Source organism: Caballeronia arationis (assembly GCF_001544975.2).
Lineage (GTDB): Bacteria > Pseudomonadota > Gammaproteobacteria > Burkholderiales > Burkholderiaceae > Caballeronia > Caballeronia arationis.
Genome location: NZ_FCOG02000081.1, coordinates 14,442 through 27,067 on the forward strand (window position 1 = coordinate 14,442; position 12,626 = coordinate 27,067).

Annotated in this window: 11 protein-coding genes; 9 read left to right on the forward strand and 2 right to left on the reverse strand. The window is 60.0% G+C overall.

Features of this window, described 5'->3' with window-relative positions:
* Positions 1–28: 28 nt before the first annotated feature.
* Positions 29–2,311, reverse strand: coding sequence for an FdhF/YdeP family oxidoreductase (locus AWB81_RS29970; RefSeq protein WP_062640389.1), 2,283 nt, complete (start codon positions 2,309–2,311; stop codon positions 29–31).
* 1,213 nt (positions 2,312–3,524) lie between these two features.
* Here AWB81_RS29970 and AWB81_RS29975 point away from each other — a divergent pair.
* Together AWB81_RS29975 and AWB81_RS47155 are read left to right on the forward strand one after the other, a co-directional pair.
* Positions 3,525–4,676 carry a sensor histidine kinase gene (locus AWB81_RS29975; RefSeq protein WP_062640390.1) on the forward strand — a complete coding sequence of 384 codons (1,152 nt, stop codon included), beginning with the start codon at positions 3,525–3,527 and terminating at the stop codon, positions 4,674–4,676.
* Positions 4,677–4,889: 213 nt separating this feature from the next.
* Positions 4,890–4,964 carry a hypothetical protein gene (locus tag AWB81_RS47155; RefSeq protein WP_235025976.1) on the forward strand — a complete coding sequence of 25 codons (75 nt, stop codon included), beginning with the start codon at positions 4,890–4,892 and terminating at the stop codon, positions 4,962–4,964.
* A 430-nt stretch (positions 4,965–5,394) separates the two neighbouring features.
* On the opposite strand, the gene AWB81_RS29985 is transcribed toward AWB81_RS47155, so the two are convergent.
* A complete protein-coding gene (locus AWB81_RS29985) occupies positions 5,395–5,976 on the reverse strand; it encodes a hemerythrin domain-containing protein (RefSeq protein WP_062640391.1) in 582 nt (193 codons plus the stop codon).
* Between the two features lie 1,089 nt (positions 5,977–7,065).
* On the opposite strand from AWB81_RS29985, the gene AWB81_RS49160 reads away from it, so the two are divergent.
* From AWB81_RS49160 to AWB81_RS44970, 7 genes are all read left to right on the forward strand, one after another.
* Positions 7,066–7,197, forward strand: a complete 132-nt coding sequence (locus tag AWB81_RS49160; RefSeq protein ID WP_445344345.1) for a hypothetical protein — start codon at positions 7,066–7,068, stop codon at positions 7,195–7,197.
* 53 nt (positions 7,198–7,250) lie between these two features.
* Positions 7,251–7,400, forward strand: a complete 150-nt coding sequence (locus AWB81_RS45900; RefSeq protein ID WP_159938957.1) for a hypothetical protein — start codon at positions 7,251–7,253, stop codon at positions 7,398–7,400.
* Entirely contained in the window at positions 7,394–7,741 is a 348-nt protein-coding gene (gene tnpB, locus AWB81_RS29995; RefSeq protein WP_035544623.1) for an IS66 family insertion sequence element accessory protein TnpB, read from the forward strand. Before AWB81_RS45900 ends, tnpB begins: the two co-directional genes overlap by 7 nt.
* A 65-nt stretch (positions 7,742–7,806) precedes the next feature.
* Positions 7,807–8,661 carry an IS66 family transposase gene (locus AWB81_RS47165; RefSeq protein WP_235025975.1) on the forward strand — a complete coding sequence of 285 codons (855 nt, stop codon included), beginning with the start codon at positions 7,807–7,809 and terminating at the stop codon, positions 8,659–8,661.
* A 135-nt stretch (positions 8,662–8,796) separates the two neighbouring features.
* The gene (locus tag AWB81_RS46505) at positions 8,797–9,576 is read left to right on the forward strand and encodes a c-type cytochrome (RefSeq protein ID WP_062640393.1); all 780 of its coding nucleotides are present in this window, start codon (positions 8,797–8,799) and stop codon (positions 9,574–9,576) included.
* A 126-nt stretch (positions 9,577–9,702) separates the two neighbouring features.
* Complete coding sequence (locus AWB81_RS30015; protein ID WP_087135285.1) at positions 9,703–11,880, forward strand: copper-transporting P-type ATPase; 2,178 nt, start codon at positions 9,703–9,705, stop codon at positions 11,878–11,880.
* A 143-nt stretch (positions 11,881–12,023) separates the two neighbouring features.
* Positions 12,024–12,605, forward strand: coding sequence for a hypothetical protein (locus AWB81_RS44970; RefSeq protein ID WP_144444210.1), 582 nt, complete (start codon positions 12,024–12,026; stop codon positions 12,603–12,605).
* Positions 12,606–12,626: the final 21 nt, after the last annotated feature.

Sequence of the window (12,626 nt, forward strand, 5' to 3'; positions counted from 1 at the left end):
TGCATGCTGGCTGCTGCATACGTTAGGCTTATCCGACTATCCGCACGGGAATCGACTTGGCGCCCGGCACCTTGCTTTCCTTGGCGTAGTGCCACAGCGGCAACAGCACGTTGCATTCCGGGTAATAGCCGCCAATGCAGCCTTCCGGGATGTCGTAGGCTTTTACTTCGAGCCGTTCCAGCCGCCTGTCGATGCCATCGTCGGCGATCGTCTGCAAAGTGATTTTTTGCCCTTCGCTAAGGTGTCGCCGTTCTATGTCCGCCTTATTCATCAAGATGACCATGCGAGTGCCTTTGACTCCCCGGAAACGGTCCTCGATGTTATAGATCGTCGTGTTGAACTGGCTGTCGCTGCGCAGGGTCATCAGGCGTAGCGCTTCAGGGGCGTTTTCAGGCATGTCCGGGTCTTCGCCGAGTGAATGTGGGACGATAAATTCGGCCTTGCCTGACTTGGTCTTCCACTGTCGTTGGCGCGCTGGAAGAGGGCGGTGAAAGCCGCCAGGCTCCCACATGCGCGCATTGAAGTCATGAAAAATCTCGGGATACGTCTTCGCGATCTCGTCGCGCACGAGTGAATGGTCATCGCGCCACGCATCCCATTGCACACCAGGGCGTTCGCCAAGTGTCGCCCTGGCTATGCCGGCGACGATGTATTGCTCCGACCGCGCCTTCTCGCTGGCAGGCTCGGTGACGCCTCGTGATCCATGCATGCAGCCTGTGCTGTCTTCCATGGACACGGCTTGATCGCCTCGCGGCGTACGGTGAGTCTCGATTCGGCTCAGACATGGCAGTACGTACGACACTTCCCCGTGCACCAGATGACTGCGATTGAGCTTTGTCGCGACACTCACGGTCAGACGCAGACGGGCCCAGGCGGGCTCCGTCTGCAGACGATCGGGCACAGAGCGTACGAGATTGCCGCCTAAATTGAGAACGGCTTTCACATCTCCCTTCACAATCGACTCGAATGCTTCGATCGTGTTTAATCCCTTTTTTCTCGGCGGTTCAAACGAAAATTGTTTCGCAAGCTGATCGAGAGGTGCAAGCTCGGGCTTTTCCGTGATCCCGACGGTGCGCTGGCCTTGCACGTTGGAGTGACCACGAATCGGCGAGGGTCCCGCCCCCGGCTTACCGACGTTTCCGCGCAGGAACAGCAGATTGCAGAGCATGCGTACGTTTTGAACGCCTAGCCGGTGCTGTGTCAAGCCCATCCCGTAGTGAGCCATGACAGCATTGGCCTTCATATATTCGCTCGCCGCGTCGAGCAGCGCGGGGCGACCCAGACCGCTGACCCGCTCGATTTCGCTCCATTCGGTCGCACGCGCGCACGCCGCGAACTCTTCATATCCGGTCGTATGTTCCTCGATGAACGCCACGTCGATGACCCGCGTCAGACCCTGCGCCTTGGCGTCATCGTCCGCTTCGATCACAGCTTTGCAGATGCCGAGCATCGCCGCGCTGTCGCCTCCCGTTTTAACCTGGTGATACTGCGTGCTGATTTGCGTCTCCGCGGGCGTGAGCATCTGCACGGGCGACTGTGGATTCGCGAAGGAAACAAGCCCTGGCTCCCGCAGAGGATTAAACGTTACGATTGGAACGCCTCGTTTGCGCGCGTCCTGAAGCTGATGAAGCATTCGTGGGCTGTTGGTACCGACGTTCTGGCCGAAGAAAAAGATCAGATCGGTGCTTTCGAAGTCCTCCAACGTGATGGTGCCGACGCCGACGCCGATCGCTTCCTTGAGTCCCACGCTGGAACTTTCGTGACACATGTTCGAACTGTCGGGCAAGTTGTTGCACCCATACATGCGGGCGAAAAGCTGATACATGTACGCGGTTTCCAGCGACGCCCGACCCGATGTGTAAAAGACGACCGTCTCGGGATCGAGTGCGTTAAGTTCTCGGCCAATTTCCGCCAAAGCATTGTCCCAACTTACCTCGACGTACTTGTCCGTGGCTGCGTCGTATCGCATGGGTGCTGTGAGCCGGCCAGCCTCCTCCAGATCGTGATCATGCCAATTCAGGAGCGAAGTGACCGTATTTAGCTCGAAGAACTCCGGCGTCATTCGTTTGGCTGTCGTATCCCAGGCGGTCGCTTTCGCACCGCTTTCACAAAACTCGAACGTATGCGGATCGGCTGGTTTTGCCCATGAGCAACTCACGCACATAAATCCATCGGGCTTATTCTGCTTGAGCAGAATCGCGCTGTCTTTCAGCGGGATCTTTTCCTGCGCCAGGATTCTAGCGACCGATTTTAAGGATCCCCAGCCACCCGACGCGAAAGGATACGACGGGCTCTTCGTGTCTTTGGTCATGGCGAAAATCTCCAGGAAGTAGCATGCCGTGATACTTCCTAGCAAGGGGCATTCCGGATCTGATGCGACTTCGACCTTTGATTAGTGAAGCTTCTGCTACATAACGTAGGCTTACATCCCGGCGCGTTACGATCCCTAGTCGCGCGACGACGCGTGCATGCTAATCGGGCCTCAGGAAGAACAACCAACTTGGCGCTAACGCCGATATCGCATACGTAGGCAAACACGGCAGAGTGGGCTAGATGGCTTCGCCGCGGGAGCACTGTTTTTACCCATGCCGGCCGAACGCCGTTCCTCCGACGGGCGGGCAACATTTTGAAAACTGTGAGCGGTGGTTCTTTGCAGTGCCGCATGAGTCATGATCGAACCGCCGGGGTATCGGTCTCGGCTATGCAGTGGCTCCTGAATGAATCTGCTATCTCGGCTGATGAAACCCTTCGTAAAAGGCGCGATCGCGGAGATAGCACAAGGTTGCCGCGTTAGCGGGCGGCCCAGGCAGGCCTCTGCCGGACCGACCGCCGTCCGCCCATCCGCACTCGGTTGCGACTCGTTGGCTTGCGAATACGCAAGACGGCCTTATCGCGAAACGACACAAGGCGTCGCGACGACGCTTAGTCGCCCAGCGCATTCATCTGAAGCGCGAATCCTTCAAAACGGGTTCTTGGCGTAGCCGAGTGCGCGCAGTACGGGTTCGAGGGCGGCCGTGCGCAGCGTGGCGCTTTCAGCGCTGGGAGTTCTGGTCTGACCGCTCTTGGCCTCACGGCATGGACTCTCACCTGCGTTGACGAGACCCGGGTTGTCGGCCGCTCGTTCGTCAGTCTGGACTGCCCGGCGAGTTCAACGGTCCGCGGCCACCGTCTCGCCCATCGCAGCGTGGGTCAGGCTCTTCCTTGCCCGACGCGTCGGCGGTTTGTGGACCATGACCGCTCAACGGAACTCCGCTTCTGGTTCCATGAGCGGCACCGAATCATAACTTCCCTCGTACTTCAACGAGATAGTGTCGTCGCAGGCCAGCGCGAAGGCGACATGGGCCATCGGACCATGCCCTGGGGAAAGGGCCCGGGCCGGTCGGCTTAGATTGGCATCGGGAGCGTGGGTCTCACACCGCTAATTCTTTCCTAATTTGTCTTTTGTAGGTTTCATACAGTACACCCTATTTGCGGCCACCTTGCCGAGAGGAGCTTTAACTCGAGCGGAAGACAAGGGAGCAGACATGTGTAAGTGGCTCGGTGCGGGATCGTTACGCCGGCGGCTTTGCCTTTGGTTATTGGCAGCGTTGCTCGCGTTCGGTCTTTCCGGCGCCGCCGGAACCTTTGTGATGATTCGAGCGGCGGCAATTCGGGCGCAGGCCGTTCAGTACGGAACGGACCGGGTGACGAATCCAGCGAAGACCACAAGCAAGCAGGCAGGCGCTGCCCGCGTGCCAGGAATCAGGGACCCGGACCACGTCGCGTTGTTTGAGATCGCGCCCTCGGTTCTCGGCCTGCTGCTGCTTTTGCTGGCGAACCTAATCATTATCGGGTTGTGCCTCCGACCTCTGGACCGGATTCAGCACTTCGTAGCTTTCAATAATCTTTCGTCCCCTGATGCGCCGCCGCTCGAACACATGCCTGTCGAGCTAAGGCCCATCGTCGCCGTCACCGGCCAGTTGGAAAAGCAGCTTATGGCGCTTCGCGACTCACAGAGGGAGTTCGCCCACTATGCGGCTCATGTTCTGCGGACAAGCGTTGCCGCGGTCTGCTTGCAAGTTGCCAATCTGGGCCCAGTATCCGTTGACCAACGCCAAGAGCGGCTGAAAGAATTGGAGGAGGGGGCGCGGCGGCTAGCGGCGACCGCCGCCCAACTTCTCGAACTCGCGAACGCAAGACTAGAACCGCCTGCGAACCTCGCTGAAGTCGCGCTGCGACCGACCGTCTATAACGCTGTGGCGAGAGCGCTTCCTCTCGCGATCGAACGCGATGTGGACCTTGGGGCGGACAGTATTGAAGACGTATCGGTTCTAGCCGTTGAGGAGGATGTGCAGAGGCTGCTCTTCAACGTCATCAATTATGCGGTTCGCCAGAGCGCAACCGCCGCGCGCGTGGACGTGAAGGTTTCACGCACTTCAGAGCTTGGAGTTGTAGAAGTCACCGAAGATGAGCCGGGCGTGCGTGAGGCGCAAAGCGATCGTATCTTCGAGCCTTTTCAGGCCGCAGACGGGCGTCAGGACGATAGTCTCGGCCTCGGGCTACCCATCGCGGCCGCTTTAGCAGAGCGATACGGTGGACGGTTAGTCATAAAACGTCACTTCGCTGGCGCTTCTGGGGCGACCGTACGTATCGAACTTCCGGGGTTGCATCGCCAGACACCTGCGAAGGCGATCTGATACAGGTAAGCAACCGGCGCGCAAAAGACTGCTGCAATGGGCGGTCGACGGCTCAGGTGTTACTAAGGCCGCGACGTCCCTCAAGCGACAAGGCGGCTGTTGGCTTGTCCATTGCGAGATCGCCCGTCATATGCGTTTCAATGACCTTACCGAACCGGAGCGAATCCCGGTCGGCACGGAGTACGATAGGTTGAGTCGGATGTATCGATAGTCGTGCAGCATTCTGGCCTTCATTCTCGGCAGGCGGAGTTGGCGCTGCTGACGACAATCGCATTCGGGAGCGACTGAGGCTCGGTACGCCCTCATGCGCGTCCGTCCCGCATAACGGGATCATAAGGACCTCGCACTCTGTAAAGACCGACGCACGAGATGTCGATTGTCCAACCGCCGGCCTGTCGGCGGAAAAGGGAGTTTTGCCCGCGGCACTGCGAAAAAATTTCGGCAACGCCCGGCAGGAATGCGTGATGCTTTCGCCGAAGAAATTGACCGCGTCACGCTGTGCTGATCATACGGAGGCGCGGCGAGGAGCCGAGTGCCGACCGAGCGGTCAAACGGTGCGGCGGCCATGGCGATCGGATGTCCGGATGTAGCGCGCTTCAAGAGATGCCGCAATTGAAGAGGCGGACGCGCCGCGGTCTAAACAAGATGCCCCGGCGCGAAGTCTATCCCGCTGCATATCGTCGAGGTGAACGGCGCGCCGCGCGAACCCTGAGCGGCGTTACGCGCGATATTTGCGGCGCGAGGATGCGTGCCGCAGACAATGCGAGAGCGCGAGGGCGCCGAGCGACATCAACGCAACCGATGCAAGCGGAAACGTGCCCACCGTACTGACCGCGATGGCACCGGGTCGGTGTTGCGCGACCAGCTGCATGCGGCGCTTCGTCATGCGCAAGCCGAGTTCCGACAACTGCGGAGCGAGCGAGCGTTCGGCCGTTGGAAGCAGCACCGTTTCCTCGTCCGCGACGTGATGCATTACCTCACGCATGAGCTGCATGAAGCGCGCGTCGTAGGCGGCATCTTCTGGGCACATCGAACGCAGCTTCCCGATGTCCTCGCGCATCTTGTCGTGCTCGGGCTTGCTCTTAGTGAGGCGTTCGTCTCCGGCCATCGCTTCGCGGAGCGCGGGGTAGAAGATCTCTTCTTCGAGTTGCGCGTGAATTTCCAGCGCCGTGCAGGCGAGCTCGACGATGGCGCGCTTTCTCCACCACGATGTTTCCGCGTGATAGCGATGAAAAGCTGCCATGACATGAGTGTGATCCATGCGAATCATCGTCGTGATCGAAGGGGAAAAGGATGGCATGTCCACGATGACTCCTCAGCCGCATTGCAGGGCTGCTGTGATTGCGGGGAATTGGCGTTATCGTGCCTCAGGCGGCACGACAAGGTTTCATAAGCAAGCGTTGTTCCGCATGGGGCGGCGCCGCGCTGGCACAGCGGTTGCGGCTCGCTTGAATCGGGGCGGCACGCCCATCGCTTCGCGGGGCAACTGCTGCAAGCTCAGCGTCGATCTGCAAGGGCTCAGGCGGCAGACCGCGCAAACGGTCGGCGCGGGCGGCCCGCCGCGCGGCCTGCCCGCCGTCTCGCACGCTGGATCTCGACAAGTTCAGCCGCGATCTCACGTCGCTCGCACGGGAAGGGCATCGCGATCCAGTCATCGGAGCGCACGAAATCGAAACGATGGTCGAAGTGCTCGCGCGTAGGCGTAAGTACAATCCGGTGCTGATTGGCGAGCCGGGCGTCGGCAAAACGGCGGTCTTCGAAGGCCTCGTGCAGCGCACGGTGCCGAATAGTCGGCCCAGCCTATGCGAATACGCACCGCGTCACGCGCGCGTTCGACGCCCTTGCCAGCACCGCGACGAGATGGGCCGACTCCCCGGTCGCGTTCGGGTTTGCCGTCATTTCCATCTCGTGTCAAACGTATGCAGCCCCATCTTCTAGCTTTCAGAAGGGTCGCACCTCGTCATCAAGACGGGACGACCATCGCCACATTTCGGATGGTGCTCCTGATCCAGTGAAGCGCTAACAAGGACCGCGTCCCCCGGTTTATCTCAAGCTCAATGAGCTTTTGGCGTCGCATCTCCCGGCGAGCAATCAACTTATCGGACGCGGGAACCCCGATTTCTTGCCGGTGCTCCAGTTCGCTGGAACGGCGGCAGGTGGACCGTGATGAACACTGGTGAGGAAGCGGGATTGAGAATGCGCAGGAAGCGAAGGGTTGTCTGTAACGTATGCGTCAGCGCATCCCGTCTTGAACACAGGTGCGTGCGGTGCGAAGGTGTTGCCATCGTAATGGCGGAGCAATGCGATGGACGGCCCAACCGAAGAGACGGCGGGGCCGAGGACAGCGCGACGTCCTCGGCAAGGCGAGGCATTCTGGCACGAGATGGTCATGGCGTGGAAACGAAGCGGGCTTGGCGCCCGACGTTTCTGCCGTGAGCAAGGCTTGCAGTCAGTACCTTCGGCCTGTGGCGCAAGAAGCTCGCGGGCGAGACAGCTGCCCGGACGAGCCCGCTCGTCGTGACCCCGGATGCGACGTTTGTCGTGGCCCGTGCAGATGGTGAGCCAGAGCCGGTCATGACGCAGCCATCAACGACGGCAGATACGTCGTCGTCACGTGATCGAGTGACCTTGTCGCTTGCCGGTGTTCGCATCGAACTGACCGGCGCGCATGCCGAGCGCATCGTACGCTTCGTGCTCGTGCAGTTGGGCGGTGCACGGTGCTGATCGCGGCCGACGTTCGGGCCTACATCTGCCGTGAGCCAGTCGACATGCGCAAATCGATAGACACACTGTCCTATCTGGTCGAACCGTTGCTGGCCCAGAAGCCGGCCTCGGGCAATTTGTTCGTGTTCGTGGGTCGGGACCGCACGAAGGTCAAGTGCTTATATTGGGATCGCACCGGCTTCGCACTTTGGTACAAGCGGCTTGAACACGGACATTTCCCATCACCGGCGTCGCTCGCACAACGCGGCTTCACGCTCGCCGAGCTCAATGCGTGGCTCGAAGGCATCGAGATCCCGGCGCGCGAACCGCACCGCGCGGTCGCGGTGACGCGCGTCAGTTGATTAGCTTGCACCTCGCGCAGATTCGACGCTCACGAGTCTTGTAAACGTAGCGCGAGTTGGGCATCATGGTCGACATGCCGCCCGCCGCCATCACTGTCGCGGATCTGCCGATCGAGCCCGAGGCGTTGCAGGCATTCGCGCTCGAACAGAACCGGCTCGCGTGGGTGTTGTGGGAACAACTGGAAAGTCTGCAACACCAAATTGTCCAGTTGAACCGCGCACGCTTCGGCGTCAGTTCCGAGCGGTTGTCAGGCCAGGCGGAATTGTTCGATGCCGCCTCAGATCTACCGGTGCCACCCGAGCCGGCGAAGGTTCCAGTTGAGGCCCACACCCGCAAGGGCCGTCCCGCTTTGCCGAAGGACCTGCCACGCGCGCGCATCGAATATGATCTGAGCGACGAACAGAAGGCCGCATTCGATACGCTCAAGCGCATCGGCGAGGAGCGCAGCGAGACGCTAGACTACGAGCCGTCCAGGCTCACCGTCATCGAGCACGTTCGTTTCAAGTACGCGGCGAAGAAGGACGGTGAGTCGACCATCGTGACCGCCAGCGCCCAGCCGTCGCCGTTGCCTAAGAGCAATGCGAGCGCGAGCCTGCTGGCAAACATTCTGGTCAACACCTATGTCGATCATCTGCCATTAAACCGGCAGGAGATGCGCTACGCGCGCCGGGGCATGCACCTGCCTCGGGCGACGCTGTGCGAATGGAAGCTCGCGGCAGCCGAGTTGCTCGAAGTACTGCTGCCACCGCTGCGGGTTCATCAGTTGCAGGCGCCCCGCATGCACGTGGACGACACCACGCTGCCTCTACTCGAGAAGGGTCGCAAGGCAACACGAACCGCGCGATTATGGGGCTATCTTGGCGCTGGACAACGCGATGACCTGAACCTGATCAATGTGATCGTCGCAACGACGGACTAAATGACGCGCTTGGTTTGCGCAGTCTAGACCCCGGGAGCACTTCATGATGTATGGTTGGGTGGGCGGGATGATTGTCGGACCAATCATGATGGTGGTCGCGTTCGTGGTTCTAGCGGTTTTGGTCGTCGAAGGATCTTGCGCGCCGCCGGCCTTGTATGGGGTTGTAATCGCCATAGGACACCTCCATTCGACATCCTCAAGGAACGTTTTGAACGCGGCGAGATCAATCGCGTCGAATATGAGGAGCAGCGGAAGATCTTGAGTGGTCCGGAACCGGTCCTGGTGAGAATTTCAGGCCACCATCACTACGGCACGAAATCGACATCCATCGACAGTGCCGGAAGGGCCGTTGCAAGCAGCGACAGAATAAGTGCGGATTCTGTCGCGAACGGCGAAGACCTTCCCACAGTCCAACTGAAAGAGCAGGTCGCGAATGCGAGCCGGGAGGACACGATGGCGTACAAACCCAGACGACGGACCGCCCTTGGCTTGGTACTTGCCATCGGGGCCGGTTTTGCAGCCAACCTAGGCGCACAGCCAACCACGGATCATGGCCAGAGTTCAGGCATGATGGGCGGAGGCCCTGGCGTGGCAGGCGGCCCCAGCATGATGGGCGGCATGGGCGGCGGTCCTGGCATGATGGGCGCGCATCTGTTCGAAAATCACTGTGCCGTTTGCCACAAGTCGGATGGTTCAGGTGGCATCAAATCGGGGACTCTCATCTCCCCCGACCTGCGGGCACCGGCACTTGAACAGACGTACCATAAAAGCGACGCGCTGCTTCGCCGTGCCATTCTCGATGGCAAGAATGAAGAAGGAGCTCCTCTTGACCCGGTAATGCCCCATTGGCGAGGGCGTCTGAGCCGTCGGGAGGTTGATTCGATCATAGCTTTTCTGAAAGCGCTTCATCAGTAATTGACCTGATCGCAGGATCTGGACATGGGCTTTCCATTTTCTTGACGGTGACTGACTGCACTGCATAATTTCACCCGCCGCCGCGCTTTATGAATTGAGCATTCCCGAACGACCGAGGTCACCCTCATGCATAACATCTCGGTTCGCGACCCAACGTCCGTCACTCCGCCGGACCGGGCAGGAGGTGCTCCGATCTACCGGTGTCCGATGCACCCGCAGATACGGCAGGAGACGCCGGGAAATTGCCCTATCTGCGGGATGACGCTGGAGCCGATGAAGGTGAGTGCGGAATCCGGCGAGAACCTGGAACTCGCGAACATGACCCGACGGTTTTGGGTTGGACTGGCTCTCGCCGTGCCGGTCTTCATCCTGGAAATGGGGGGGCATATTCCCGGACTTGCTTTGCATCATCTTGTCCCGCCGCGCATTTCCATCTGGGTTCAATTCGCCCTGTCCACGCCGGTTGTCCTGTGGGCGGGATGGCCATTCTTTGAACGCGCCTGGGCGTCAGTGGTGCATCGCAGCCTGAACATGTTCAGCCTGATCGCTCTCGGAACGGGTGCTGCTTACCTCTACAGCATCTTCGCGACGTTTGCGCCGGGATTCTTTCCCGTCGGGTTTCGCGGGATGGACGGCACGGTCTCCGTTTACTTCGAAGCCGCTGCGGTGATCACCGTTCTCGTATTGCTAGGCCAGGTACTGGAACTACGCGCTCGTGAGCAGACCGGTGGTGCGATTCGCGCCCTGCTCAAATTGGCACCGAAAACTGCGCACCGCTTGAGGACTGGAGGTGAGGATGAGGAAGTGGCACTAGAGCTCATCGAGGTCGGCGATCATCTCCGCGTACGGCCCGGCGACGGCGTGCCGGTTGATGGCGAAGTGCTTGAGGGCAAAGGTGCAGTGGATGAAGCCATGGTGACAGGCGAATCGATGCCTGCCATCAAGCAACCCGGGGATAAGCTCATCGGAGGCACAGTGAATGGCACCGGCTCCCTGGTCATGCGTGCCGACAAGGTTGGCACAGACACCATGCTCGCGCGTATCGTGACAATGGTCGCCGAGGCTCAGCGCAGCCGAGCTCCCATTCAGCGCATGGCCGACATGGTATCGGGTTACTTCGTCCCGGCGGTACTTGGCGTGGCCATCATTACGTTCGTCGCGTGGGCGGTGTGGGGTCCCGCTCCCGCCCTTTCGTACGCGCTGATTGCGTCGGTCTCGGTGCTCATCATCGCTTGTCCTTGTGCGCTGGGCCTGGCCACTCCTATGTCGATCGGTGTGGGTGTCGGCAAAGGTGCCGGTGCCGGCGTCCTGATCAAGTCGGCGGAGGCGCTCGAGCGGATGGAGAAGGTGGACACCCTGGTCGTGGATAAGACGGGCACGCTCACGGAGGGCAAACCAAGGGTAACAACCATCGTTCCGGCGGCAGGACTGTCGGAGTCTGAGATTCTGTCATTGGCGGCCAGTCTTGAGCGGTCCAGTGAACACCCTCTCGCCGCGGCCATCGTCATCGCCGCGCGCGATTGCAACGCTTCAATCCAGGAAGCAACTGACTTCGCGTCCATTACGGGCCAAGGCGTTTCCGGAAAAATTGGCGACCGGATGGTCGCACTGGGCAATGCGAAATTGATGACCGATCTCGGCATCACACTCGGAGACCTTGAGAAGAAGGCCGACGAGCTTCGTATCGAGGGGGCGACCGCCCTGTATCTCGCGATCGACCGCAAGCCGGGCGCCGTCATCGCCATTGCTGATCCGATCAAGGCGACGACGCAAGCAGCCCTCGATACCCTGCGGAGCTACGCCGTACGGATCGTGATGCTGACGGGCGACAACAAGACAACGGCAGAAGCCGTCGCCCGTAAGCTCGGTATTAAGGAAGTCGAAGCGGGCGTTCTGCCGCAGGACAAGAACCAGATTGTCAAAAGGCTCACGGCAGAGGGGTGCACTGTTGCCATGGCTGGCGATGGCGTGAACGATGCCCCGGCACTAGCCGAAGCCGCCGTCGGAATTGCGATGGGAACGGGAACAGAGGTCGCGATCCAGAGCGCCGGAATCACCCTGGTGAAAGGCGATCTTGCTGGTATTGCTCGGGCGATTGTGTTGAGTCGGGCAACGATGCGTAACATGCGACAAAATCTGGTATTTGCATTCGCCTACAACGCGATCGGCATACCGATTGCCGCCGGCGTTCTCTATCCCGCCCTTGGACTCCTTCTCAGTCCGATCGTCGGCGCCTTTGCAATGTCACTCAGTTCTGTATCCGTGATACTAAACGCATTGCGTTTGCGCGCGCTAAAACTTTAGCGTGCCTTCCCAGCAAGCCGTTCGAGGTTGCTGCGAGCGTCGGCCGATTGATACGACTGGTTGCCAAGTCAGCGAAATCGAATGGCTGACACTCTGATGATGCGACACGTCAATCAGAGCACACTAGCACCAACGGCATCGAGATGTTGACGCGCTGGCCGATGACCCCAAATGGCGGCGGCCGCTGCCGCGAAAGCACGCGGTTTCTGGACAGGAGATTGCGCGCCGATGATGATCTCGTACGTTTGACGCAGGCAATCGGCAACCCGCTGCATAACGCCGCAATGTATGATCGACACGGCAACATACGGACGACCGTGCTTGCCGACGACAGCGATCTCGTAATCATGGTCAGTGGTAATGACCTGGGATATCTGCGGCGCTCCTGTCACAATCGTTGGCCGTCGCTTAATCCAGCTGCACAATTGCCGCCAGCGCAGGTGGCCTCGAACAGGCCCGGCGGTAGTGAAAGCAGTCGCCCAATGTCATGGCGATACGGTGTCGGCCGCGCACACAAATTGAATAGCGCATTGGCAGGTTTCCGCACTTGGCGAACGTCGTCGGTCGGCCGGTGCGTCCGTTTATCCATATTCATCTGTCGGGAGATCGTCAGCGACAGCGGCGCGGTTCCAGACAGCTTCGGGACAGAGGCAACGGACGAGCATCGTATGAGATTGCCCCGCTTTGACGGACGAATTTGCAGTCAAGGGTTCGGCGTTATCTAGCCTCCATTAAGCGTTGAATTG

Bases quoted from the DNA above. Each gene is read 5' to 3' on its own strand.
- AWB81_RS44970 (WP_144444210.1), top strand. From the start codon at position 12,024: ATGTTGACGCGCTGGCCGATGACCCCAAATGGCGGCGGCCGCTGCCGC.
- AWB81_RS29975 (WP_062640390.1), top strand. From the start codon at position 3,525: ATGTGTAAGTGGCTCGGTGCGGGATCGTTACGCCGGCGGCTTTGCCTT.
- AWB81_RS29985 (WP_062640391.1), bottom strand. From the start codon at position 5,976: ATGCCATCCTTTTCCCCTTCGATCACGACGATGATTCGCATGGATCAC.
- AWB81_RS29970 (WP_062640389.1), bottom strand. From the start codon at position 2,311: ATGACCAAAGACACGAAGAGCCCGTCGTATCCTTTCGCGTCGGGTGGC.
- AWB81_RS47165 (WP_235025975.1), top strand. From the start codon at position 7,807: ATGGTCGACATGCCGCCCGCCGCCATCACTGTCGCGGATCTGCCGATC.
- AWB81_RS45900 (WP_159938957.1), top strand. From the start codon at position 7,251: ATGACGCAGCCATCAACGACGGCAGATACGTCGTCGTCACGTGATCGA.
- AWB81_RS30015 (WP_087135285.1), top strand. From the start codon at position 9,703: ATGCATAACATCTCGGTTCGCGACCCAACGTCCGTCACTCCGCCGGAC.
- AWB81_RS49160 (WP_445344345.1), top strand. From the start codon at position 7,066: ATGGCGTGGAAACGAAGCGGGCTTGGCGCCCGACGTTTCTGCCGTGAG.